Below are 25,515 nucleotides of genomic sequence, written 5' to 3' on the forward strand. Positions count from 1 at the left end.
TTGAATATGTCGTGTAAAAACTTTTTAATCTTAAGCACTATAGTGCTCCTGTGTTACGCTTGCAGTGTATCGCGATACATCCCTGAAGATGAGCGCTTGTACACTGGTGCTACGCTAGAGATAGAAAGTGATTCAACGTTAACCGACAAATCTAAAGATGTCATAAAAACAAACCTTAATTCGGTACTTAACCCAGAACCGAATAGTAAAATTTTGGGCATGTATTTAGGCTTGTATTTTTACTATCAAAACCAGAAAGAACACCCAGGGTTTATAAATAAATGGCTAAATAAAAATTTTGGAGAAGAGCCCATATATCAAAGTGATGTTAAACCTATTGAAGTGGAATCTCTATTACTAAACCGTTTGGATAATCGAGGGTTCTTTTATAGTTCGGCATCATCAGAATTTATTGAAGAAGAAAAAAAGGCTTCTGCAGCTTACCATGTTGACGTTGCCCAACCTTATAAAATGGAAAATTACGCCGTCGATAGTTTACCACAACCCATTGGCGCCAATATTAAAGCGCATCTTAACAAAACAGTTATAAAAAAGGGTATGCGTTTTGATTTGCCTTTGATGCAGTTAGAGCGTAAGCGCATCGATCAGTCCCTAAAACTAAGAGGATATTATAATTTCAATGAAAGGTTTTTACTTTTTGAAGCCGACACGAATCAGTACAAAAACAAACGCTTTGATTTATATTTAAAAATGAAACCGGAAACGCCAAAACAGGCCATTGTTCCTTATGAAATTTCTCGAATAAATATTTATCCGCATTACAATATAGAAACCGATTCTGTAAATATTCCTTCCGAAACCTATAATGATAAAAATTACAAACAAGACGAATTATTTTTTAAGCTAAAATATCTTGATCCTTTTGTAACCATTCAAAAGGGGCAACTTTACAATGCGGAAACCTCTAAAAACACAGCTAGACGCTTATCTCAAATTGGCACTTACAAATTTGTTAATATTCAGTATAAAGAAATAGACTCTGCTTTAACAGATAGCTTAGGACGTTTAGAAGCCAACATTTACTTATCTCCATTAAATAAAAGAGCTTTACAAGTCGAATTACAAGGGGTTACCAAATCCAATAACTTTACGGGACCAGCAATTTCGGTTTCATCGATAAACCGAAATTTATTTAAAGGTGGAGAAAGCTTTAAACTAAGTGCTAAATTTGGTTATGAAGCCCAATTCACTAGAGGTAGTGAGGGTGCCGATAAATTAAGTAGTACGCAATTGGGTCTAACTGGAGAATTAACATTTCCTAGAATTATTTTCCCTATAAAAGTTGGTCCACATTTTTTCAAGTATAACATTCCAAAATCCAAAACTTCATTAAGCCTTGATTACTTAAACCGTAAGGAATATTTTAGTTTAATTTCAGCCACAGCTTTATTTGGATACACTTGGGATGCTAATAAACTAGTAACTTACGAAGTCAATCCTATAACGGTGAGTTATACCAAGCCGTGGAACATCACCGATGCCTTTCAGCAGATATTAGATGACAACCCATACATGCAAGACAGTTTTGAGCAAGAATTTATAAGCGGACTCACCTTTTCCTTCACATACAATGGGTTATTAGAAACTCGTAAAACCGATCAAATCTATTTTAACACCAAGCTGGATATTGCAGGAAACTCTTTAAGCTTAATCAGTAAAAATAATGCAGATGGCAGCCCTAGTGAAATATTTGGTTTAGAGTATGCACAATATGCCAAGGCCGATATTGATATTTACTACCACCATAAATTTAACGATGACCATATTTTGGCCAGCCGTATTTTTGGAGGTTACGGTATCGCCTATGGGAATTCTACATTACTGCCCAATGTAAAACAATATTTTTCGGGAGGTCCTTATAGCGTTCGCGCCTTTAGAATACGCTCTTTAGGACCTGGAACGTTTGACGGATCAACGGTTAGTGACACCTACTTTGATCAAACGGGTAACATTCGTTTAGAAGCCAATATAGAATACCGCTTCCCTATTTATTCATTCCTTAAAGGCGCCGCTTTTGTTGATGCTGGAAATATATGGAACTCGATTGAAAACCCAGCTTTACCAGGAGGTAAATTTACAAGCTCGTTTATGCAAGAATTAGGTATGGGTGTTGGCCTTGGTGCCCGTGTTGATTTTCAAGGATTTGTAATTCGTTTAGATCTAGCAACACCTTTTCATAATCCGGCTTTACCCAAAGGTGAACGCTATACTTTCGACACTCAGGAATCGGTGCTAAACTTCGCTATAGGGTATCCTTTTTAATAGCCTTATGTCATAAAAAAAGCCGAATAAAACGAAAACGATATTCCGTTATTATTCGGCTAAACTCGACCACTGTGTTGTGAAATCATGTGGTACAAAAACAAAACGTATTTATTCGAGTTCTTTTATTCTAACAATTTCAATTTGGCTAAATCGTGAAAGAAAAAGTTTCTATCATCATTCATAGAAACAAATAATCCGTTTGGAAATTTATCACCTAAGGCTACTGTGGTAACATCGCAACCATCGGTTTCAACAGTACCTAAATTAAGTTCTTTAATAAAGGCATTGGTTTCTAAATCGAAAATATTGAAACTATGCGCTTGCTGGTTTGATACGATAAGGAAACCTTTATTTTCGTATTGAGCGATAGCAATCCCTTCGATATCTTCTTTAAAATATTCGCTACCAAAACATGAAATTTCTTCATTCCCTTTTGATGGTTCTGCATAATATTTTCTAATACAATGCATTTCATCACTATAATAAACGATACCATTTTTATTATCAATTGCAATAGCTTCAATTTCTTTTTTACCACTAAATTTTCCAAATTTTCTAACCAATTTAGCTTGTACCCCTAAACTGTCACTATACAATTCGTATTGATGCAAATACCCATCTAAAGGCCCGTTTTTTCTTCCTACAATAGCATATATTTTATTGGATACTTGCGATTTGTAAAGTGCAATTCCCATTGGTAAATCGCCTTCTGGTTCTTGAGCATTGTCAAAAACTGAAAACCCACCACCATCTAAAGGAATCATTTCTGGTACGGCAAACAAACGCATTTTTTTACGTTCTCTTTCGGTAAAAGCGATAATGGCTGTTTCGGTAGAATCGTTGATTTTAAAGCCGTATTCTAAATCCACATTGTTCGGTCGCTTTAGCCCTCTTATGGTTTTATCTTCAATGATTTTTCCATCTAAATCAAAAGCATAAATCGCACCTTCGGTATTTTTATCGGTACCAAAAACTATGCTTTTCGAAGCATCACTTGGGTTAATCCAAATGGCTGGATCATCAGAATCGTGCATCGTATGCTCGGTGATCACATCGGGTGCTATTTCTGGTAAATTTTTATGACATGAACTTGCTAAAGCTAGCAAGCCTACAAAAAGTAATTTCTTCATTAATGTTTTTTAAAAGTAGCTGACTGAGAAGTACCCTTGTTGTCCTATTCAACCCGTGGAAAAACTTTAACCATTGCTAAGGTTTTGCAGTTTCGACAAGCCCAATCCAACACATCAATTCTAATTGACTTCTCGGTCAGCTTCCTATTTATATTTTATTTTTTTCTTTTGAATAAATCATACTTGATACCAAAAGTGAAACGTCTTCCGTAAAACTCGGCTTGCATAGTTCTATCTTTTTGCCCTTGGAAATAACGTAATGGTTGGTTAGTTATGTTATTTAAATCGGCATAGACACTTAAGTTTTTATTGATGTTAAAACCAACGTTGAAATCTAAGAAAAACTGTTGATCGTAATATCTATCTTCAAAGGCATTACCTCCAATTTCATCGATGTAAGCATCAGAGAAATTCGCCGATAATCTAGCGCTAAACTTTTTGTCGCTATATCCTAAAGAACCATTTACCAAATTTGGTGACGTGTTTGGTAAGTCCAAATCTGAACGCTCCTCACCATCTTCATTTTTAATCCCTTCAGCATCTGATGACACATGAGTATAGTTTGCATAAACACTAAAGTTTTTAGCAAAACCAGGTAAGAAGTCTAACTGACGTTGGAAAGAGAATTCCACTCCAAAAACAGAAGCTTTATCGCCGTTTAAAGGCTGGTACACATCATAACCTGTAGTTCCATTTCCGAAGTTATCATCTTCAGTTTCATATTGAGAAGTATATATGAAATCATGAATGTTTTTATAGAACACCCCTGCAGAGATGATACCAACACTTTTAAAATAATGTTCGGCCATGATATCGAAGTTCATAGAAGTTGTTGGATCTAAGTCTGGGTTTCCAATGAAAATTTCAGAATCACCATGAACAATATCGACTGTAGGAACAATATCCACATAATTAGGTCTCGCTAAAGTGTTCGTCCAGGCAAAACGAAATACAGTAGACTCAGAAGCATCATATTTAAAATGCACACCAGGAAGCACATTAGTATATGAATTTTTTCTAGTCACTTCGCTAATAAACGTATCTTCATCTTCAATTTCGTTACCTGTGGCTGTTAAGTTGGTGTTTTCAACTCTTACCCCTAAAATAACACTTAATTTATTAGATAACTTTTGATGCGCCATGATGTATGCAGCATAAACATCTTCTCTTACATCAAAATTCTCACGTAAATATTCATCTGGAACAGGGTCTCCTCCATTTAAATTTAAGCTACCTAACCATTCATTTGAAGCAAAATAACCTGCTTTATACTTACTACCCGCTAAATAATCTGGATCTGTTAAATTTTGTGTAGGCACATCGGCAAGTGTTGGGTACATTGCTTCTAAATCATTCTCAAAAAAGCTGTTATCTCTGCTTTTATTTTTAAAACGACCACGACCTCCAAATTTAATGGTTCCGTCACCTTGTCCGAATAAATCTACTGGTAATTCAAAATTTAAAAAAGTATTAAAGTCTTGCTCTTCGGTGTATTGATTTTCTTCGGTGATTTCATCATATTCGAAATTAGATAAATCATCGGCATCGGCAGGGTTTGCTGCTGTAAAAATCGGATATCTTGAATCAGAATCATCATTATTAATAATATATTCCGACTGAAATACCGCATAACGCTCATTTAAACGCTCTTCAGAAGCCTTTGCATAAGATGCCATCCAATCCACTTTTAATTTCCCAACTAAGTGATCACCTCCTAAACTGTAATTTTGCATACGTTGATCTTCTAAACGCGTATTTTTATTACGGTTATTATCAATACCTCCTTTAGTTTCTCTTTTTACTTCAACTGGAAAACGTGTCGGTACATTGTTAACAATATCAAAATCACCAACTCCAATATGTTCACCATCTAAAATACTATGTTCTAGAACATAACGGTTTTCACGGTCGTCTCTCCAGTTGTAAATGGTTTTTAGATAAATACTGTTATTAGAATCAAAATCGTAATCAAAGTTTGCTGAGAAACTTCTGCGAATACGTTGTACGATGTAGTTTCGTTGCTCAAAAACGTTAGTATAAGGATCTACATCAACTGCTTCAACATCGGTACCGTTGTAATATTCAAATTCATCAGACCATTCAGCTTCCACATCATGAGATCCGAAATCATTATCATTGATAGAGGCAGAAAGCATCCATCCGAATTTATCATTTTTACTACGATCACCTAATAAAAATGACCCATTTAAAATTCTTTTCCCAGAAATAAAGTTAACACCAGAACCAGCAGTTGCAGATAATCTGAAACCTTCAGGTGATGTTCTTGTAACTAAGTTTACAGCGCCCCCTAAGGCATCGGCATCCATATCGGGAGTAACTGCTTTACTCACTTCAATAAGCTGAATCATATCTGCAGGAATTAAATCCATTTGTACGTTACGGTTATCACCTTCGGCCGATGGAATACGACTTCCGTTTAAAGTTACCGAGTTTAATTGTGGTGCTAAACCACGTACAATAATGTTTCTAGCTTCTCCTTGATCGACCTGCATGGTAATACCAGGGATACGTTTAACCGCATCACCAATATTAGAATCTGGGAATTTACCAATTTGATCGGTAGACACAATGTTAGTAATATTAGCCTTGTTTTTCTGTGCGTTCAAAGCTTTAGCTTGTCCGCTGTTGTAGCCTGTAATTAAAACATCCTCTAAGGCTACCGATGTTGGGCGAATTACAATAATAATTTCTGCAGTTTGTCCAGCAACCACATCTACATTAGTTTCGGCTGTTGTGTATCCTATATACGTTACTTTTACAGCATGCTTTCCAACTGGAACATCTACTATAGTAAATTTCCCATCCTCATCAGATAAATTACCTTTACTTAAAGCTTCAATAATTACGTTACTAAAAGGAACAGACAGACCATTTTCGTCTATTACTTTCCCTTGAATATTTCCATTTTGAGCATAACCCCAAAACGAAAAGCATATTATGGTTAATAATAATGCGTACTGTTTTTTCATCATTTTATTATTTTTAGTTTCGGACAAAACTAGTTTCCAAGGATGGTTTTTTTCTAAAATCTGTATTAACAAAAGGTAACTTGGAGTCCGAAATAGGCGTTATTGCATAGCAACATTAACCTGTCGGTAACATTGCAATAAACTTTATGAAACATACTTAAAGATTCAGCAAATAGGCTTGTAAATCGGCCTTCGCATCGATAGGAAGTTTTTTTCGGAGTCTATATCGCGCAATACGAACACTTTCGGGTGTGATATGAAGAATAGAAGCAATCTCTTTTGATGATAAATTTAGACGTAATAACATACAAAGTCGCAATTCTGAGGCCGACAACTTCGTGTTAACTTCAGAATTTAATTTTTCAAAAAAGTTTGGATGTATTTTTCCAAAGTACCCCATTAATTCGTTCCACTCATTTCCACGAGCTAAATCGAAATCGATCTCTTTGGCTAAACTTTCAATTTTTGACTTTACAAAATCGGCATTTCTACTTTTCAAATTGGTTAGGGTTTTTGAAACATTAGAAAGCATTTTGTTTTTATGAGCGATATTGAGACTGTAATTGGTTAAGGCAGATATTTTAGATTCAATTTCTCGTTTTAAAGAGGCTTCTTCCGCAATTTTAATATCTAAATCGGCTTGAAGAATTTGCTGCTTGTATTTTAAGATTCTTTGTTCCTGTCTTTTTCGCTTTTTTAAATATATTAGCCAAACCATGAAAACAATGAACATGGCACAGCTAGCAATGATGATGGCTATTTGACGGGTTTTATTAATTTGATTTTGTTTATTAAGCAAACTGAGTTCGGCTTCCTTTTCTTTAACATGGTATAGTACTTCCATGGCACCCACTAAATCGGCGTTTCTCTGTTTAAAAGCCTGGTCGTTTAAAACATTTTGTTTTAAGAGGTATTGATACGCTTGTTGGAAATTACCCATATCGGCATAGGCGCGTGCTAAATCTTTCAACCCGCTTTCTTCTTGTTTAATATTTTGGGTACTTTTAGCTAGGGTTAGCGCTTGTTGGGTGTATTCTAAGGATTTTTGAATATGCCCCCGCTTTCGATTAACATCACCTAAATTGTTTAAAATATTTATTTTAAGGTCGGAGGATGCATTAGACTCAAAATAGTAGGCCTTTTTAAAATAACCATACGCTTTATCGTATTGCTCCAAATCTTCATAAATACTTCCAATATTTTCGTAGGTAATGGCTAGGCCTGTACTGTCTTTCAATGCTTGAAAAATTTCCAAACTAGTATATTGATACGTTAAGGCATCCTCATAATTCCCTTGTTTTTCGGCTACGCCTCCTAATAACGTACTGGCCGTAGCTAGTCCTTTTTGATAGGATAGATTTTCAGATAGGTTAACGCTTTCATTAAGGTATAATGTCGCGTCGTTATAATTTTTTAGTTTATGATGAATGGCAGCAATATCATTATTAATGTTAATGTAGAAGGTATCCTTTTTTATGTAGAGCCCTTGTGCCACGCGGTAATTTTTTAGAGCCTCACTATCTAAACCTAAATTTTTATAATAGTTAGCTAAATGCACATATTCTTGAGCCATTTTAACCGAATCTTTCAATTGTTCGGCACGATTAAGCGCATTTTTAATGCTGCTTATTTTTGTTTCATGAGCAATTACATTTTTGTCTTGAGCCGGTAATAAGGTCGTTATGGTAAGAATACCAATATAGAGTAGGTTTTTAATTAAGTTCACGGTATGGTTTTTATTTACAAAAGGATGTAAAGTAAACCGTTGGACATTAACAAAACATCACTAAAAAACTATGTTTAGATTAAAAATGTCGTAAACAGAAAAAGCCCTTCCTGAAAAACAGAAAGGGCCTTTTTAATACATTAAGAAAAATTTCTTAAGCCTCGAAAGGCTCGATAGAAACGTAAGATTTATTATCTTTTTTCTTTGTGAATTTTACAAGTCCATCAACTTTAGCGTGTAAAGTATGATCTTTTCCTTGGTATACGTTTTCACCTGGGTGATGTGTATTACCACGTTGTCTTATGATAATGTTTCCAGCAATAGCAGCTTGTCCACCAAAAATTTTAACGCCTAAACGTTTCGATTCTGATTCTCTACCATTCTTCGAACTACCAACTCCTTTTTTGTGAGCCATGATCTTAAGGTTTTATATTGTTAAACTTAAGCGGAAAGCCTTATGCTTTACCACCATCTAATTCGTCTTGCCATTTTTTCAACTCATCCCACTTACCATCAGCAGCTAATTGAGCTTGTGCTGGCCAAGTATCTGTTACGTGGTTTCCACGAACATCAGAAATGATTTCTGCGATTTTAGCTGCATCTGTTTTCGCTAATTGAGCGAAAGTAGTAATACCAGCTTCTGCTAAAGTTTCAGCAATTTTTGGTCCGATTCCTTCAACTTTTTTCAAGTCATCAGCCTTAGTTGCTTTTGCTTTTTTTGCTGGTGCAGCTTTCTTTTCAACTTTGGCAGCCTTCTTAGCTCCCGAAGTTACAATACTTTCAATTACAATTTCTGTTAAAGATTGACGGTGACCGTTTTTCACACGGTATCCTTTACGTCTTTTCTTCTTAAAAACTATAACTTTATCACCTTTAAGGTGCTTTAAGACTTTGGCTCCTACTTGAGCTCCGTCTATAGCTGGGGCGCCTACAGTTACATTGTCACCTTCACCTACTAAAAGAACGTTATCGAAAGAAACTTCCTTACCTTCTTCAGTTTGTAAACGGTTAACAAAAACTTTTTGGTCTTTTTCAACTTTAAATTGTTGCCCTGCTATCTCTACAATTGCGTACATAGCGTAACGTTTTTATTAATTAATTTTGTTCAAAAATGAGTGCAAATATACTTCTAATTAATTAAACGACAAACGTTTTACTTTTTTTTGACAAATATTTTTTAATACCATTTACTATATTTCTTGTAATTCTACAAGCATATTCCCAAAACCAAGCACTCAAACTATTGATTTCATTCATATTAAGCGCACTATACACTCCTGTTTTTAAGTACTAATTCGATTTTTTTAACCTAGTAGACCGCTTAATTTAGTAATTTTGCATCAAAACCTTTAGAAACTAAATTATGAAAACTTTAAAACAACTTTTTATACTTACGTTAATTACAGCTTTCGCTTTTAGCTGTAAAAACAAAAATGCTGAAGTTAAAACCGTTGAAGTTGAAACGGCTACTGAAACTACAAAGGAATTAGATCCTAATGCCACTTATGCCAAAGCAGAATTTACCATAGAAGGTATGACTTGTGCTATGGGCTGCGCTGCTCAAATCCAAAAGAAAATCACTAAAATGGAAGGTGTAAAATCGGCTAAAGTAGATTTTGACAACAAATTAGCTATGGTAGAGTATGATGAAGCTAAGGTAACACCAGCATCATTAGAAGAAACGGTAGTAAAAGTTTCAGATACTTATTCGGTTCATGATATGAAAACTGTTGATGATTTTTCAGCGGCAAAGAAAGCTTGTGGAGCTGATTGTAAAGGTGGATGTTGCAAAGCCGATAAGGAAAACGGTGAAAAAATAGCTTGTAAAGAAAACTGCGACAAAGCTTGTTGCACTAAAAAAGCTGCTTAAATAGATAAAACATCTATTTAGATTTATAAAAAAGAGGCTGTCTGAAAAGTAAAAGGCTATGTCATATTGAGCCTGTCGAAATATCTTAACACCTATAGTTTATATGGGTTTCGACAAGCTCAACTTGACATACACCAAGTTAAAAAACTTTTAAGACAGCCTCTTTCTTTTATTACTATAAAGAAGTATAACATTCAGCACAGAAGGTTCAACAAAGCCTTTCTAAAAAGGTAATCAGAACACTTCGCCTTCCCTACTTCCACCTTACGGTTTCCATGATATGACGTATATCTTTTTCAATATAATGTGCGGCAGGTAAAATAGAATCGTAATTCGGTTTGGCATAAAAATACAGCGAACCAGTTAAAAAATGCTGTACACTATCGGTTACATAAAACTGCGCTGGCGAGGCCACATCACCTTTTACTTCCGCGAAAGCACCATAAACTTTACGTTTAAAATTCTCGTATGGTCTTACTGGAATTTCATCGGCCTTAATGGTATGTTTTTGGGTAAAGTTTTGAGCATCTCTAAGGAAATCCTTTAAATTCTCTTCACTATTGTCAATCGACTTGTAGGTTAAAAACACCGTCCCTTTTAACGACGGATACACCAAATTCACACCATAACTTTCGGTTGGGGCTTCAACTTTTTGAAACTTTATTTTTGTAGCGAGTTCGTTAATTTCAAAAGTAACCGGCATATCGAAGGTAGATTCCTTATACACGGCCTCTGGATATTCTAATCGTAAAAATGCGTTAGGCTTTGGGACATGATCTTCTTCACAGGAGAAAAAGCAAAGTACCAGAACCAAAACGTATATTATTTTCTTCATTATAGTATTGTAAATTTTACAAGCTTGATACGTTTTTTATCGAGCGCTTCAATAGTGAAAACGTAATTTTCGAAATTTATTTTACTGTTTAATTTTGGAAAACTTCCTGAGATCTCTAAAACAAAACCTGCGACCGTTTCAGCTTCTCCTTTTTTAGATTCGAAAACCGTTTCATCTTCAATTTTAATAATCTTATAAAAATCTTTTAATGCGGTTTTGCCTTCAAAAACATAGTTGTTTTCATCTAATTTCGAATAGGTCAAATCTTCATCATCAAACTCATCACTAATATCACCAACAATTTCTTCGATAATATCTTCTAATGAAATAAGTCCCGATGTGCCGCCATACTCATCTACCACAACAGCTAAGTGTACTTTCTTTTCCTGGAACTCCGTCATTAAATCATCCAACTTTTTGTTTTCTGGCACAAAAAACGGATCGCGTAACAAACTCGTCCAATCAAATTGTTTTCTATCGATGTAAGGCAATAAGTCTTTTACATATAAGATCCCTTCTATCGTATCGATATTATCGCGATACACGGGAATTCGCGAATAGCCGTTAGCAATCACTTCGGGCATAATCTCGGCATATTTCTGTTCTATATTTAAAGCAAAAATATCAATTCTTGGGCGCATCACTTGCTTGGTATCAGTATTTCCAAAAGACACGATACCTTTTAAAATTTTATGCTCTTCTTTAGTGGTGTCTTCTTCGCTGGTAAGCTCTAAAGCTTGAGAAAGTTGATCGACACTAATATTCGATTTCTGCTTACCTAACTTGCTGTGAATCCCTAAAGTCACGCTACGCATTGGTAAACTTATAGGCGATAACAAAACATCCAATACCCTTAACGGATAAGCCATAAAAACAGCAAACTTAAGGTTGTTTCTACTGGCGTAAATTTTTGGCAAAATCTCACCAAACAATAAGATTAAAAATGTAACGACAACAACTTCTACAAAAAATTTAAGTTGCGGACTCGCAATATGCTCGAATAAAATATCCCCCAAAAAGGCAAATAGAATAACAACAGCGATATTTATAAAATTATTGGCAACCAATATGGTAGCTAATAGTTTTTTGGGACGCTCTAAAAGTTTGGCTATAATTTGTATGCGTCGGGATTTATTTTCAAAACCTTCCTCTATATCGGTTCTATTTAATGAAAAAAGCGCGACTTCGGCACCAGAAATAAGGGCAGAACACACTAAGAGCACAAATAATAATACAAAGCCAAGAACTACGGGAAGATCTACGGCAACAAAAAGTGCAATGAAACTGGCAGGATCAGGATCCAATGGCTATTGGTTTAGTTAAACTTAAATCTTGAAAAATCATGGTTTTCATATTAAAAAGGAAGATCATCATCCGCACCTTCATCCCTAGAGCTAGACTCTGGAGCGGTTGGCGCTTCTGTTTTTTGTGGGGTTGCTGAACTAGAACTAGGTTGAGATCCGCTTTCACCTTTAGTAGTTAAAAAGGTAAAATCGGTACAATGAATTTCGGTAGAGTATCGCTCTAAGCCTTTATCATCCATCCACTTTCTAGTTTTTAAACGCCCTTCAATATATACTTTATCACCTTTGCTTAAATACTTTTCGCAAACTTCGGCAGCTTTATTTCTAACCACGATATTATGCCACTCGGTATTGGTAACACGCTCGTTGGTTTGTCTATTGGTATAGGTTTCATTTGTCGCCAAAGGAAATCGCCCAATACAATTACCACCTTCAAAGTAGTGCATTTTCACTTCATCACCCAAATGCCCAATTAGCATCACTTTATTTAACGTTCCAGACATAATTTATTATAAAATTAGAAAAGCAAAAATAACCCAAATGCCGCACATGATTTTAAAATTAATAAAAAAATATAGGTGTATTCGAGTTTTGATTCGAAAATAAGAAATTCTACAACAACAACCATACATAAGTGGTCATTCCCGTAGTTTAAAAATTAAACTGCTCTATAAAATTACCAATTAATATAGGAACCGCATAATCTCTAATACTATTAATAGGTATCGATTGACCTTTTAACTGCTTTATATTGATAATCCAAAATCTAGTATACAAATGTTGATGCGATAATTTATGTACAATCGCATCCTTATTATATAGACTCCATTTATAATCTTGTCCTTTTAATAAGGTATGCGCACTTAAATGTTCTTGGAAAGCAGTTTCAGTAATATCACTTGGCGTTTCAATTAAGGGAAACTGATACAAGTTTTGCCAAATACCTTTGCCTTCACGTTGCTCTAAAATGGTTTTATCATCGCCACTAACAAATACTAAAAAGTTAAAATATTTCTTTTTCGCTTTCGCGGATTTAATTTTAACGGGTAAAGCATCAATGCGGTTTTCATTAAAAGCCACACAGGTATCTTTAAAAACACAGGTTAAGCAATCGGGATTTTTAGGCTTACATTGTATCGCCCCAAACTCCATAATCGCTTGGTTATACTCGGAAGGATTTTTTCTATCAATTAATTCCTGTGCTAAAGCTTTAAACGCTTTATTTCCTTTTGAAGAATTTATAGGCGTATCAATACCAAAGTAGCGCGACAACACGCGGTAAACATTCCCATCGACTACGGCAGTGGGCTCATTGAAACAAAATGAAGCTATAGCACTTGCCGTATAATCACCAACACCTTTTAATTTTAATAGGTCCTTATAATTATTCGGAAACGCTCCTTGCAATTCGTTGGCTACATATTTTGCCGAAGCATGTAAATTTCGAGCTCGAGAATAATACCCTAATCCTTGCCATAATTTTAAAACTTCAGCTTCTTTTGCTTCGGCTAAATGAAAAACTGACGGAAAATGATTCACAAAAGTTTCATAAAATGGTAACCCCTGGTTCACTTGTGTTTGCTGTAAAATAATTTCAGACAACCATATATGATACGGATTTTTGGTTCTACGCCATGGTAAATCACGCTTATTATTTGAATACCAGTGAGTTATATTTTTTGAAAAATTCATGAATTATTTAAATAAAGGGCGTAAAAATAAACGTTTATAATATTAAATTTAAGTGAATTAGGTTTGAAATATTGAATATTAAATCCTTATATTTGCATCCCTTTTAGAATTTATAGTAACCCATAATAAAATATTAAAAATGACGAAGGCTGATTTAGTAGCAAAAATTTCTGAGAAATTAGGAATTGAAAAAGGTGATGTTCAAGCAACGGTTGAAACATTCATGGAAGAAGTAAAAACTTCTTTAGAAGCTGGTGATAATGTTTACTTAAGAGGTTTTGGAAGCTTTATAATCAAAACAAGAGCTGAAAAAACGGGTAGAAACATTTCAAAAAACACAACTATTAAAATACCTGCTCATAATATCCCTGCATTTAAGCCTGCAAAAGTTTTTGTTGAGGGCGTTAAAACAAATGTGGACGTAAAATAAGAATGCATTAGCTGAATTTGATTTCAGCATTAAAACGAATTATTAATCTTAAAAGACACTATTTATGCCAAGTGGTAAAAAACGTAAAAGACATAAGGTAGCGACACACAAACGTAAGAAACGTAGACGCGCTAACCGTCACAAGAAGAAAAAATAAATCAAAAAAGTAGTTAGATTAACTACTTTTTTTGATTTAAGAAACAAAGAGTTCTTTGAAATGAGTTTTAAGGCTTTAAAAAAAGTCTGTAAAACTCCACGGATTTTAAAAAATCCTGTGGTCTGGTGTGCAAACATCAGATAAAATAATGTATAATCCATCTATACCATTTGGTTGATGGTTATTGGTTTCTAGTTACTAGTTAATGGTTGCTGGTTTTTAGTTATGGGTTTAAAAGTGTCAAATGCTTTTAACCTTAAACTTCTAATCTCAAACTATTAACTTTTAACTCTTAACTTTTAACTTCTAACCAGACTGTATGGATAAAAATTAACGCAATGGATAAAGAATTGATTATTCGATCTAGTTCCGACAATGTTGATTTTGCCTTATTAAAAGATGGAAAACTTATTGAATTACAAAAGGATGAAGATAGTAACGACTTTTCTGTTGGCGATGTGTTTATAGCCAAAATAAGGAAAGCTGTTCCTGGACTAAATGCTGCATTTGTTAATGTAGGTTATGAGAAAGATGCCTTTTTGCATTATCATGATTTAGGTCCAAAATTACCTTCTCTTTTAAAATTCACAAAACGTGTAAGCACAGGTAAACTAAAAGATTTTTCTTTAAAAAATTTCCCATTTGAGAAAGATATTGAGAAAGACGGCAAAATTGTCGACGCCTTAAAATCTAATCAGTCTCTATTAGTACAAATCGTAAAAGAACCTATCTCTACCAAAGGCCCAAGAATAAGCTCAGAGCTTTCTATTGCCGGTAGATATATTGTTTTAGTCCCTTTTTCAAACCGCATTTCTATTTCTCAAAAAATAGAAGACCGCGAAGAAAAAGACCGATTAAAACGCCTGGTAAAAAGTATTACACCACCAGGTTTTGGGGTTATTGTTCGTACTGTAGCACAAGGCAAAAAAGTAGCAGAACTAGATAAAGATTTACAAAATTTGCTTAGTCGTTGGACGGCAATGTGTAAAAAGCTACACAAAGCGCATCATCCTAGTAAAGTATTAGGTGAAATGAATAAAGCCTCTTCTATTTTAAGAGACATATTCAACGACACCTTTACAAGTATTCATGTTGATGATGAAACGCTTTTTTATCAAATTAAAGATTATTTGCAAGAAATTGCACCAAAAAAAGAATCAATAGTGAAATTGTATCAGTCTAATGTTCCGATTTTCGAGAAATTTGGAATCGAAAGACAAATTAAAACTTCCTTTGGCAAAACCGTTTCTATGGCAAAAGGCGCCTACTTGGTGATAGAACACACCGAAGCCCTACATGTTATAGATGTAAACAGCGGAAACCGTTCTAACAAAGCCAACAACCAGGAGGACACAGCACTAGAGGTTAATCTTATTGCGGCTACCGAAATGGCGCGCCAATTACGTTTACGTGATATGGGTGGTATTATCGTAGTCGATTTTATAGATATGACCAATGCCGAAAACAGGCAAAAACTTTTCAATCATCTTCGCGATGAAATGAAAGACGATAGAGCCAAACACAAAATATTACCTCCAAGTAAATTTGGATTGATACAAATTACAAGACAGCGTGTACGTCCAGAAATGAACATTAAAACACGAGAAGAAAATCCAGATGCCATTTCCAATGGTGCCGAAGTAGAAGCGCCAATAGGCATTGTACAAAAGATAAACTTCGATCTTGAAAAACTATTTAAAAAAGACTATAAAAAGGTGACCCTAAACACACATCCTTTCATAGCAGCCTTCTTAACAAAAGGCATTCCATCTGTACGTTCTAAATGGTTTTTAGAACATAAAAAATGGGTGAAAATATTACCAAGAGATGCTTACACATATTTAGAGTACCACTTTTTCGATAAAGATGGTAATCAAATTAAATAACTAAAAACCCCGTACTATTCATTTAGTTTGGGGTTTTTTAGTTTTATATTCTTTCTGAAACACGAAACATCGCTCTCAAATAACTTGTTTTATTTTTATTTGGGCAATTGCAAGCACCGCGCTTTCAGCTATATCTTTTTTGTGCAAAACATAGTTTCGGGAAAACATTATGTAACATTTTTAAATCCAAGTTAGAGTTTAAACAAAGTTTTCGACAAGTACAAAAAAGGATGCCGCTTCAATCGCTATTGCGGGGCTTCGATTTCATTTAGACATGTAAGTCTAAAACAAACAACTTAAAAATCATAATAAGCATACCAACAATACCTCCAACAATAGCACCGTTTAAACGAATATACTGAAGATCTTCCCCTACCTTACTTTCTATTTGCTTTACCAATTCTACATTAGAAAGTTTTTGCAGACTTTCGTTTACCAACTCACCTATTTTATGATGATGTGTTTCTATAAGTTGTAAAATGGTCGTTTTTAACCAAGCATCGGTCTGCTGTAATTTTGAGGTATCGTCGTGAAAAGATGTGAGCATGTCGTTCACCTTATCTTTAATAAGCATGGTGTACTCGTTGTCATTTTCAAACAAATGCGTTTTTATCATGCTTTTAACTCGGGTTAATGCTTGCTGAACGATTCCTGAATCGATTAAACGTTCCAAAAATTGTTCTCCAAAGGCATTAACATCAGACTGAGCTTTTTCATCACCAGAACTCAAACGCTCTGCATAGTTATAAAGCTGCTCATCCAAGGCTTTAATGATTTTATGATCTCCTGGATTGCTTTGAATTTCTTCAATAAGCCTAACTAATTGTTCCTGTATACCTTCGGCAATGCGTTGTGGCTTTATGGCGCCCAGAACTTTTCCGGCCTCCACTAAAAACCCTTTTATAAGGGTGCCTTCCTTTTGCTTATTAACAAGCGTATGCACCTCAGCAACTAAAAACTCTAAGGTCGATGGCGAGGCTATTTTTTCTTTTAACACCTCTAAAAACACATGTAACACACCGTAATGATCTTTATGAGTTACCGTTTGCTTTAATAAATTCCCTAAGGGCTCTGCCACATTATTTCCCTTAATAGCGGGTCTAATAACACCTTCAAGAGTCTGAACAACATCCTCATGATCCAACTTCAAGACTAAGGCTTCTAACTCTGGTTTTAATGTTTTTCGTATCGATTCTTGATTTTCCTGCTTCAGTAAATAATCTACAATGGGTTTTGCCATAGACACCCCAGCAATTTTATCGCGAATCATGTCTTTAGACAACCATTCATTATTCACTAAATCGACAATCCCGGCCGATAGTTTTTCTCTACTTTTTACAATAATGTTCGTATGCTTTTTAACAACCGGAATAGGAATTTCCTGAAACAAAGCACGCACTGCAAACCAATCGGCAACACCTCCTACAACAGCAGCCTCGAAACCTGCAAGTAGTATTTCAAGAGTATATCCTTGGTAGATATTAAAATATTTTAAAACCAAGCCTCCTACCATACAAATGACAGCAATGGCTAACGAACGGTTTCCTAATCTATTTTTTTTCATACATTTTTTAATCTGAGTCTATCTTAAAAGCTTTGGTGGAATAGTTGTCATACAGATGAAAAATGAGGAAGAATCTCCTTAACACGAAGATTTCTCCTCGTTCGTTACACCCCTTGTCGAAATGACGAGAAACAATTCATTCCACCTATAAAAACAAAATCTACTTTTCGGACTCATGTAATTTTAATCTAAAATACAAAAAGCATATTAAGTACATGACAACTCTAGAATAACAGTTAGTCTACAAAATTTATGTTAAAAACCTTAAAACCTTGTTAACATATAAACTTTTAGGGATTTTGGGTTCGTAGCTACACCAAACGTTTAACTAAAACATTTAAAATGAAAAAACTAATTAAAACATGTAGCTTAATTGTCATCGTAACATTAATTTTCACTTCTTGTAGTAAGGATGACAACCCTGCCGACAACAATTTATTTGCTGGTACTTACCGAGGTGAAATAGGATATAACAGTGAAGGCACTACAGTAAGCACAGAAAACGGAAGTGTTTTTGTGACAAAAATCGACGATAAATATGATTTTGATTTTTCAAACGACGATATTCCAAGTATTCGAGGTATAGAGTTTGAAGAAGGTGAAGAAACCAATATTAATATAGGTGGTAGCGAAACCAGTTATATTAAAATTGATGAAAGCACTTTAAATATATTTTACAACGAAAATGGCGAAACCTGGACTGCAAATTGCACTAGGTAAATTTTAAAATTTTCAAAGTAAAAGAGGCTGTCTTAAAGTTGAATTTAAGACAGCCTTTTTTTTTAAAACTAAATGGTCTCTAAGAACCCATTTATATAAATTATAATTTCCCTAAACCGCAGGATTAGGAATTTCGGCATGCACAGCATTGATTTGTTCCATGAGGTCATCAGATAATGTGACATGGACACTATCGATGTTTTCCTTTAACTGTGCCATGGTTGTTGCTCCAATAATATTACTCGTTACAAAGGGTTGCTGATTTACAAAAGCCAAACTCATTTGCGCTAAAGTCATATTATTTTCTTCGGCAATTTTTAAATACCTTTTAGTAGCCTCGATACATGATGCACTACTGTATCGTGAAAACCTAGGAAAAAGATTTAATCTCGATTTATCGGTATCCGTCCCTTTGATATATTTTCCAGATAACACACCAAAAGCCATTGGGGAATACGCTAATAAGCCCAGATCTTCCCGCATTGAAATTTCAGCCATATCGCCTTCAAAAGCACGATTAATTAAACTATACGCATTTTGAATGGTACGCATTCTAGGCAAACTATGTGCTTTAGATTCTTCTAATAAGCGCATAGCACCCCAAGCTTTTTCGTTAGACATTCCAACATGACCAATTTTACCTGCTCGTATTTGATCGTCTAGTTTCGTTAGAACTTCATGAAAGTTATCTTCCCAAAAATCGTCTGGATTATGTTTGTAATCTCTAGTGCCAAAGGTATTCGTATCGCGTTCTGGCCAATGGATTTGATAAAGATCTATATAATCGGTTTGTAAACGTTTTAGCTCCTTATCCACGGCCTCTTGAATAGAGTTTCCGCTTAAGGCCGTGGTTCTAATGTGCGCAGAGTAATCGCTAGAACGCCCAATAATTTTACTGGCTAGAATAACCTGGTCCCGTTTACCTGATTTTTTTAACCAATTCCCTATTATCGTGCTTGTAGCTCCCGAAGTTTCTGGGTTTGCTGGCACAGGGTACATTTCGGCGGTATCTAAAAAATTAACCCCTTCACTTAAGGCATAATCTAATTGCTTGAAGGCCTCGGCTTCGGTATTTTGATTTCCGAAAGTCATGGTGCCCAAACATATTTTACTAACTTTTATATTGGTTTTAGGTAGAATACTGTATTTCATAGTGTTTATTTCCTGGTGTATAAAGGCTGATTTTTGCCCTTAAGTATCATTTTTATTTAAGTAATAAAGTTAAAAAAACCTTTCAGCCATCAATGTATCTGAAAGGTTTTTATAGTATATCAACTTGCGTTAGCGATTGCAGTGGAAAGCCCACAGCGAGGTACGAGCGCGGACTTGCAACGTAAAGCGCGACCCTTGGGTAACGCCCAAATCACTGATCTACAATTAATGCTGTTCTTGTAACAATCTGGATAATTTGTCTAATTTTGGTGTTAAAATCACTTCAATACGACGGTTTGTAACACGACCAGATGGCGAATCGTTAGAGGCAATTGGTGCAAATTCACCGCGACCTGCTGCCGTTAAATTTTCTGGATTGATCGCTTTATTCTCTCTTAGGATATTCACAATGGAAGTCGCTCTTTTGGTAGATAAATCCCAGTTGGTAGTCAGGGGACCATTACCTGAATAAGGCACATTATCGGTATGACCTTCGATTAACACAGCGATATCGGGGTTCTGTCCTAAAACATTACCCAATTGTTGCACAGCACGACGACCTTCGCTACCGACAGCCCAACTTCCTGAATTGAAAAGTAATTTATTTTCCATAGACACATAGACTTTTCCGTCTTTTTGTTCTACAGTTAAACCTTTACCTTCAAAATCGGTTAAAGCACTAGAAATAGCGTCTTTTAAATTATTCATGGCAGCATCTTTAGCAGCAATAACACTTTCTAATTCGGCCACACGGTTAGAACGATCTTCTAGCTCTTTTTTAAGGCGCTCAAGACGTGTAATTTCGGCAGATAAAGCTTGTTCCTTAGCTTCCAACTCCGCTAACAACTCACGGTTTTTCTCTGAGTTTGACGCGATGGCTCTAGAGCTATTTTTCTCAAGTGCCGCATACGAATCCTTTAAAGCCTCTAGATTTGCAGCGGTAGCATCGTACTCAGCTTGCAGCTTATTACGCTCGGCAAGGGTTTCGTCGTAAGCTTTCTTGGTTTGTTTAAAATCGTTTTCCGCCTGAGCTTTCGATTTTAATAAAGATTCGTAATCTTCATTTAATTTGCGGTTTTCTTTCTTTAACTCGGCGTATTTAGCTTCTAGATCCTTGTATATTTTAGGAGACACACAAGAGGCTAAAATAGCCATTGTAAAAATGGTAAAAACACTTTTTTTAATCATGTTAATTGGGTTCTATAATTAGTAATTTAGTTAAATTTCAAGTTCTAGTAAAATCGGACAATGGTCGCTGTGTACCGCGTCGCTTAGTATAACGGCTCTTTTAATTTTTTCTTGTATGGTTTCCGACACCATCGCATAATCTAATCGCCAACCTTTGTTATTAGCTCTGGCATTGGCGCGGTAGCTCCACCAGCTATATTGTTGTAATTCTGGATTCACAAATCGAAAAGAATCAATAAAACCACTAGCTATAAAATCGCCTATCCACTCACGCTCTACAGGTAAAAATCCAGACACACCTTTCATTTTAGGGTTATGAATATCTATTTCTTCATGGCAAATATTATAATCGCCACAAATAACAAGATTAGGATGTTCTAATTTTAACTGATCGATATAAGCTTGGAACATACTCATGTACTCTAACTTGTGCCCTAATCTGGCATCATTAGTTCCCGATGGCAAATACAAACTCATGATGGAAACGCCATCGAAATCTACTCTTAAATTACGGCCTTCGAAATCCATAGATTCGATGCCTGTACCGTACTCTACATGATTGGGCTCCGTTTTACACAAAATAGCCACGCCACTATACCCTTTTTTTTGAGCGCTAAACCAATAGTGATAATTATATCCTGCGTCTTCAAATAGTGTTAAGTCCAACTGTTCTTTTAAGGCTTTAATTTCTTGTAAACAAATAACATCTGGATTGGCACTTATTAACCATTCTATAAAACCTTTATTTAAAGCGGCTCTAACCCCATTGACATTGTATGATATAATTTTCATTCGTTTATTTTTTGCTATTAAAAGCTCCTAAAATTGTAGGAAACCTTTCGTTTTTCGACAAAATTGTACAGATTGCTGCTAAAATAAATAATACGTTACTTTTACGCTATTATTTTACGGCAGTTTTAACAAGTTACACTTTCAAAATAATTCTGGTTTTTTTCAGTTTAAGTATCCGATGAAATTTTTTACTTCTATACTATTGGTTTTTATAGGTTTTTGTGGGTTTGCACAAAATCTACCCAATAACTATAGATCTAAAAAAGTAGCTGTAAAAGACTCTATTTTTATTGAACAAGTTAGTATAAATTCTAGCGTGTTTTCTATTAAAACCAAGAACAGTACCATAATTGATTCAAGCTATTACAAAGTAGATTTTGCTAAGGCACTTTTAACCTTTAAAAAACCTGTAGACACCGATAGTATTATTATCGATTATTTAAAGTTTCCTGACTTCCTTACCAGGACCTATAAAAATTTAGATGAAAGCATTATTGTGAATAACAACAGTTCCCATCAAAACTTATACAAACTGAAACAATCTAATAGCTCGAATCAATTTATTCCGTTTGATGGCTTATCGACTTCGGGAAGCATTTCGCGAGGTGTTACGGTTGGTAACAATCAAAATTCGGTATTAAATAGTGAGCTAGACCTTCAAATCACAGGAAAATTAAACGAAAAAGTATCTTTGCGTGCTTCCATTCAGGATGCTAATATTCCGTTACAAGAAAGTGGTTATTCGCAACGTTTGGATGAATTTGACCAGGTTTTTATTGAAATGTTTAGCGACCGTTGGAATATACGCGCTGGTGATATCGATCTTGTGAATACCGACTCTTATTTTGCTAAATTCTCCAAGCGTGTGCAGGGATTAAACTTTAACATAAACCTAGGTTCTGAAGAGAAGGAAACTCATCTTTTTGCTGCTGGTGCATTAGTTCGCGGACAATTTACACGCAGCCAATTTACCGCTCAAGAAGGCAATCAAGGGCCTTATAAATTACAAGGTCCCAATGGCGAATTGTTTGTATTAATCGTATCGGGTAGTGAAACCGTTTATGTCAATGGCGTGGCTTTAAAACGAGGTGAAAATGAAGATTACATTATCGATTATAACGCTGGTGAGATTATATTTAACCCCACCTTTCCTATAACCTCCGAAATGCGTATCACCATCGACTATCAATTTAGTGAGCGCAACTATACCCGTTTTGTGGGATATGGCGGCGGTCGCTACGCGAGCAAAAAGTTTAGTTTAGGGGTTTCCATCTACTCTGAAAATGATGCTAAAAACCAACCCCTGCAGCAAAATCTCTCGGAAGACCAAGTGGAAATTCTAGCACAGGCCGGAAATGACCAAACTAAAATGGTTGCCCCATCGGAGTCGCGCGCAGAATACAACCAAAACCGCATTCTTTATAAAAAAGAACTCATTAACGGCGAAGAAGCTTTTGTGTTTTCAAACGATCCGGATGACGAATTATATAACGTGACCTTTACTTTGGTAGGTCCCAATCAAGGTGCATACAACTTAAGTAGCATTAATGCCATTAATAATATTTATGAATATGTTGGCGACGGACTAGGTTTATACGCACCAATTATACAACTAGTAGCACCTAAAAAATTACAAATAGCAGTTGTAAATGGGGCTTACAACCCCACCGAAAAAACAAGCATACGTTTTGAAGGTTCCGGAAGTAAAAACGATCAAAATTTATTTTCGGATATCGATGATGATCAAAATGATGGTCTGGCCGGAAAAATCACCATCAATCAAGTCCTCGTAAAAAAAGAAAATCAATGGAATGTCAACCTATTTTTAGATCATGATTATGTAAGTGCCAATTATCGGAATATTGAAGGGTTATATAACCCAGAATTTAATCGCGATTGGAACTTAGATCCCACACCATTAAACGGGATAGGCTATAATCTAGGAAATCAAAACCTATTAAATACAGGTATCAAACTCTTTCACAAGAAAAAAGGACTTATTGATTATACCTATGAACACCTTAATTTCGCCGACGGATTTAACGGAAACAGACACATTGCAAATATTAATTTACAGCTAAACAAATTCAATATAAGCTCCTACTCTAGTTTTTTAAATGCTAATGCTCTAGTAAACAATTCAACCTTTTCAAGATCATACAACCGCATTACCTATAATATGAACAAAAGTTGGGTGGGTACCAAAATAGCTTTTGAAGACAACGTACAAAAAAACAACAGCACCCAAGAACTCACGGCTTTAAGTCAGCGGTTCAAATCCTACGAAGCCTTTGTTGGCGTTGGTGATAGCACCAAAGTTTTTGTTGAAGTAGGTTATATAAACCGAACAAACGACAGTATTAGAAATAACACCCTTCAAAAGGTAAACACTTCCAACACGATTTATTTGGATTCGAAACTCATTCAAAAGCAAAATACCAATTTGAGTTTGTATGCCAATTACCGTAGTTTAAAAGATGAAGATGATACTATTGATGACGAGCACTCTTTAAACTCGAGGCTCCAGTTTAGTCAGAAATTATTCAACAATATTATTTTCTTTAGTACCATTTTTGAAACCAATTCGGGTAGCTTGCCGCTTCAGGATTTCACTTACGTGGAAGTTGAGCCTGGCCAAGGTTCGTACACATGGATTGACTACAACGGCAATGGCATCCAAGAGCTCGAAGAGTTTGAATTGGCTCAATTTCAAGACCAAGGCACCTATATTCGCGTGTTATTACCTAATCGTGTCTATGTAAAAACACATCAAAACCGATGGAGTCTATCCCTTACCTTAAACCCTGCGCAATGGTCGGTTTCCAACCATAAAACCAAAAAGTTTTTATCGCATTTTTATAACCAAACCAGCTATTTAACCGATAGTAAATTACGACGCGAAGGCAGCCGATTTAACCTCAACCCCTTTGAAAATAGTGAAGATGACTTACTAGGCTTACAGCTTAATTTTAGAAATGTTTTCTTTTTTAACCGTGGCAAACAACATTATACCACCTCATACACCTATTTGGAAAACAGTACCCGAAATTTACTTTCGGTGGGCTTTATTGAAAATAGTTTAAGCAGCCATCAATTAAATTTCAATCATAAAATTGCCGAAAACTGGTTAGTTAACTTGTTATCGGCATTGAACACGAATGAAAGCAAAAGTGAAAATTTCACAAGCAAAAATTACAACTTAGACGAAACGGTTTTAAATCCGAAGTTATCTTACTTATTCAACACCAACTCTAGTTTCGATATTTATTATCAAAGCACTACAAAAACCAATACGATTGGTGACCAAGAAACGCTAAAACAACAAAAGTACGGGAGTTCGTTTTCCTTTGGAAACAGTGAGAAGAGTGCCATAAATGGGGAGTTCAACTTTATTTCAAATGCCTTTAATGGCGATTCAAACACCCCAGTGGCCTATCAGATTTTAGAAGGCTTACAGCCTGGAAAAAACTTTACTTGGAGCTTATTGGCTCAACGAAAACTGACTAAATTTTTGGATTTGAATTTGAGTTACTTCGGAAGAAAAACCGAAACTAGCCGAACCATTCATTCTGGATCTGTACAATTGAAGGCTTATTTTTAAGAGGTTGTTGTATTTGGATTCTAAAGTGAATTATTGTTACACGGAGATTCGCAGAGGCTTCACAGAGAATCACTGAGGTTACAGAAGTTAACTTTGAAATAAAAACGAGGAAGCTTTTGAAAAGTAATATGCCCTAACAAACAGAATAACGTTTCAAAAAACTTCCTCATTTTAGCAATTTACATAACGGAA

The 25,515-nt window shown here is 35.3% G+C and carries 19 protein-coding genes; 6 read left to right on the plus strand and 13 right to left on the minus strand.

What is annotated here, in order from left to right:
* Nucleotides 1-6 precede the first annotated feature (6 nt).
* A complete protein-coding gene (tamL, locus tag A6I66_RS01020; RefSeq protein ID WP_067144867.1) occupies nt 7-2,283 on the plus strand; it encodes a translocation and assembly module lipoprotein TamL in 2,277 nt (758 codons plus the stop codon).
* A 125-nt stretch (nt 2,284-2,408) separates the two neighbouring features.
* Here tamL and A6I66_RS01025 read toward each other — a convergent pair whose 3' ends face one another.
* From A6I66_RS01025 to rplU, 5 genes are all read right to left on the minus strand, one after another.
* Nucleotides 2,409-3,416: a phytase gene (locus A6I66_RS01025; RefSeq protein WP_067144868.1), complete on the minus strand. Its 1,008-nt coding sequence runs from the start codon at nt 3,414-3,416 to the stop codon at nt 2,409-2,411.
* Nucleotides 3,417-3,571: 155 nt separating this feature from the next.
* Nucleotides 3,572-6,409: a TonB-dependent receptor gene (locus A6I66_RS01030; protein ID WP_157614016.1), complete on the minus strand. Its 2,838-nt coding sequence runs from the start codon at nt 6,407-6,409 to the stop codon at nt 3,572-3,574.
* Between the two features lie 154 nt (nt 6,410-6,563).
* Nucleotides 6,564-8,132, minus strand: coding sequence for a tetratricopeptide repeat protein (locus A6I66_RS01035; RefSeq protein ID WP_067144870.1), 1,569 nt, complete (start codon nt 8,130-8,132; stop codon nt 6,564-6,566).
* 154 nt (nt 8,133-8,286) lie between these two features.
* Nucleotides 8,287-8,547: a 50S ribosomal protein L27 gene (rpmA, locus tag A6I66_RS01040; protein ID WP_013869859.1), complete on the minus strand. Its 261-nt coding sequence runs from the start codon at nt 8,545-8,547 to the stop codon at nt 8,287-8,289.
* A gap of 40 nt (nt 8,548-8,587) precedes the next feature.
* Nucleotides 8,588-9,208, minus strand: coding sequence for a 50S ribosomal protein L21 (rplU, locus tag A6I66_RS01045; RefSeq protein ID WP_067144871.1), 621 nt, complete (start codon nt 9,206-9,208; stop codon nt 8,588-8,590).
* Nucleotides 9,209-9,495: 287 nt separating this feature from the next.
* Here rplU and A6I66_RS01050 point away from each other — a divergent pair, with 287 nt between their 5' ends.
* Nucleotides 9,496-10,002 (plus strand): cation transporter, encoded by a 507-nt coding sequence (locus A6I66_RS01050; RefSeq protein ID WP_067144872.1) that lies wholly within the window; start codon nt 9,496-9,498, stop codon nt 10,000-10,002.
* Between the two features lie 253 nt (nt 10,003-10,255).
* On the opposite strand, the gene gldD is transcribed toward A6I66_RS01050, so the two are convergent.
* From gldD to mutY, 4 genes are all read right to left on the minus strand, one after another.
* The gene (gene gldD / locus A6I66_RS01055) at nt 10,256-10,837 is read right to left on the minus strand and encodes a gliding motility lipoprotein GldD (RefSeq protein ID WP_067144873.1); all 582 of its coding nucleotides are present in this window, start codon (nt 10,835-10,837) and stop codon (nt 10,256-10,258) included.
* Nucleotides 10,837-12,141 (minus strand): gliding motility-associated protein GldE, encoded by a 1,305-nt coding sequence (locus A6I66_RS01060; RefSeq protein ID WP_067144874.1) that lies wholly within the window; start codon nt 12,139-12,141, stop codon nt 10,837-10,839. The genes gldD and A6I66_RS01060 overlap by 1 nt, the downstream gene beginning before the upstream one ends.
* 50 nt (nt 12,142-12,191) lie before the next feature.
* Nucleotides 12,192-12,644, minus strand: coding sequence for a single-stranded DNA-binding protein (locus A6I66_RS01065; RefSeq protein WP_067144875.1), 453 nt, complete (start codon nt 12,642-12,644; stop codon nt 12,192-12,194).
* A 148-nt stretch (nt 12,645-12,792) separates the two neighbouring features.
* Nucleotides 12,793-13,833: an A/G-specific adenine glycosylase gene (gene mutY / locus A6I66_RS01070; RefSeq protein ID WP_067144876.1), complete on the minus strand. Its 1,041-nt coding sequence runs from the start codon at nt 13,831-13,833 to the stop codon at nt 12,793-12,795.
* Between the two features lie 139 nt (nt 13,834-13,972).
* On the opposite strand from mutY, the gene A6I66_RS01075 reads away from it, so the two are divergent.
* Both A6I66_RS01075 and A6I66_RS01080 read left to right on the plus strand, forming a co-directional pair.
* Entirely contained in the window at nt 13,973-14,263 is a 291-nt protein-coding gene (locus A6I66_RS01075) for an HU family DNA-binding protein (RefSeq protein ID WP_013869848.1), read from the plus strand.
* Nucleotides 14,264-14,758: 495 nt separating this feature from the next.
* On the plus strand, nt 14,759-16,306 hold the full coding sequence (locus A6I66_RS01080; protein WP_067144877.1) for an Rne/Rng family ribonuclease: 1,548 nt from the start codon (nt 14,759-14,761) through the stop codon (nt 16,304-16,306).
* 268 nt (nt 16,307-16,574) lie between these two features.
* Here the strand turns inward: A6I66_RS01080 and A6I66_RS01085 are convergent, their stop codons facing one another.
* Complete coding sequence (locus A6I66_RS01085; RefSeq protein ID WP_067144878.1) at nt 16,575-17,870, minus strand: DUF445 domain-containing protein; 1,296 nt, start codon at nt 17,868-17,870, stop codon at nt 16,575-16,577.
* 342 nt (nt 17,871-18,212) lie between these two features.
* Between A6I66_RS01085 and A6I66_RS01090 the strand changes: the two genes are divergently transcribed.
* Nucleotides 18,213-18,590 (plus strand): hypothetical protein, encoded by a 378-nt coding sequence (locus A6I66_RS01090; RefSeq protein ID WP_067144879.1) that lies wholly within the window; start codon nt 18,213-18,215, stop codon nt 18,588-18,590.
* Between the two features lie 111 nt (nt 18,591-18,701).
* On the opposite strand, the gene A6I66_RS01095 is transcribed toward A6I66_RS01090, so the two are convergent.
* From A6I66_RS01095 to A6I66_RS01105, 3 genes are all read right to left on the minus strand, one after another.
* Complete coding sequence (locus A6I66_RS01095; protein ID WP_067144880.1) at nt 18,702-19,742, minus strand: aldo/keto reductase; 1,041 nt, start codon at nt 19,740-19,742, stop codon at nt 18,702-18,704.
* Nucleotides 19,743-19,967: 225 nt separating this feature from the next.
* On the minus strand, nt 19,968-20,930 hold the full coding sequence (locus tag A6I66_RS01100) for an OmpA/MotB family protein (RefSeq protein ID WP_067144881.1): 963 nt from the start codon (nt 20,928-20,930) through the stop codon (nt 19,968-19,970).
* A 30-nt stretch (nt 20,931-20,960) separates the two neighbouring features.
* A complete protein-coding gene (locus tag A6I66_RS01105) occupies nt 20,961-21,722 on the minus strand; it encodes an exodeoxyribonuclease III (protein WP_067144882.1) in 762 nt (253 codons plus the stop codon).
* 178 nt (nt 21,723-21,900) lie between these two features.
* On the opposite strand from A6I66_RS01105, the gene A6I66_RS01110 reads away from it, so the two are divergent.
* Nucleotides 21,901-25,323 (plus strand): hypothetical protein, encoded by a 3,423-nt coding sequence (locus tag A6I66_RS01110; protein WP_067144883.1) that lies wholly within the window; start codon nt 21,901-21,903, stop codon nt 25,321-25,323.
* Nucleotides 25,324-25,515: the final 192 nt, after the last annotated feature.

The sequence above is a fragment of the Pseudotamlana agarivorans genome (assembly GCF_001642835.1).
In the GTDB taxonomy this organism is placed as follows: domain Bacteria; phylum Bacteroidota; class Bacteroidia; order Flavobacteriales; family Flavobacteriaceae; genus Pseudotamlana; species Pseudotamlana agarivorans.

Bases quoted from the DNA above. Each gene is read 5' to 3' on its own strand.
- tamL (WP_067144867.1), top strand. From the start codon at position 7: ATGTCGTGTAAAAACTTTTTAATCTTAAGCACTATAGTGCTCCTGTGT.
- A6I66_RS01025 (WP_067144868.1), bottom strand. From the start codon at position 3,416: ATGAAGAAATTACTTTTTGTAGGCTTGCTAGCTTTAGCAAGTTCATGT.
- A6I66_RS01030 (WP_157614016.1), bottom strand. From the start codon at position 6,409: ATGATGAAAAAACAGTACGCATTATTATTAACCATAATATGCTTTTCG.
- rpmA (WP_013869859.1), bottom strand. From the start codon at position 8,547: ATGGCTCACAAAAAAGGAGTTGGTAGTTCGAAGAATGGTAGAGAATCA.
- rplU (WP_067144871.1), bottom strand. From the start codon at position 9,208: ATGTACGCAATTGTAGAGATAGCAGGGCAACAATTTAAAGTTGAAAAA.
- A6I66_RS01050 (WP_067144872.1), top strand. From the start codon at position 9,496: ATGAAAACTTTAAAACAACTTTTTATACTTACGTTAATTACAGCTTTC.
- gldD (WP_067144873.1), bottom strand. From the start codon at position 10,837: ATGAAGAAAATAATATACGTTTTGGTTCTGGTACTTTGCTTTTTCTCC.
- A6I66_RS01065 (WP_067144875.1), bottom strand. From the start codon at position 12,644: ATGTCTGGAACGTTAAATAAAGTGATGCTAATTGGGCATTTGGGTGAT.
- mutY (WP_067144876.1), bottom strand. From the start codon at position 13,833: ATGAATTTTTCAAAAAATATAACTCACTGGTATTCAAATAATAAGCGT.
- A6I66_RS01075 (WP_013869848.1), top strand. From the start codon at position 13,973: ATGACGAAGGCTGATTTAGTAGCAAAAATTTCTGAGAAATTAGGAATT.
- A6I66_RS01080 (WP_067144877.1), top strand. From the start codon at position 14,759: ATGGATAAAGAATTGATTATTCGATCTAGTTCCGACAATGTTGATTTT.
- A6I66_RS01085 (WP_067144878.1), bottom strand. From the start codon at position 17,870: ATGAAAAAAAATAGATTAGGAAACCGTTCGTTAGCCATTGCTGTCATT.
- A6I66_RS01090 (WP_067144879.1), top strand. From the start codon at position 18,213: ATGAAAAAACTAATTAAAACATGTAGCTTAATTGTCATCGTAACATTA.
- A6I66_RS01095 (WP_067144880.1), bottom strand. From the start codon at position 19,742: ATGAAATACAGTATTCTACCTAAAACCAATATAAAAGTTAGTAAAATA.
- A6I66_RS01100 (WP_067144881.1), bottom strand. From the start codon at position 20,930: ATGATTAAAAAAAGTGTTTTTACCATTTTTACAATGGCTATTTTAGCC.
- A6I66_RS01105 (WP_067144882.1), bottom strand. From the start codon at position 21,722: ATGAAAATTATATCATACAATGTCAATGGGGTTAGAGCCGCTTTAAAT.
- A6I66_RS01110 (WP_067144883.1), top strand. From the start codon at position 21,901: ATGAAATTTTTTACTTCTATACTATTGGTTTTTATAGGTTTTTGTGGG.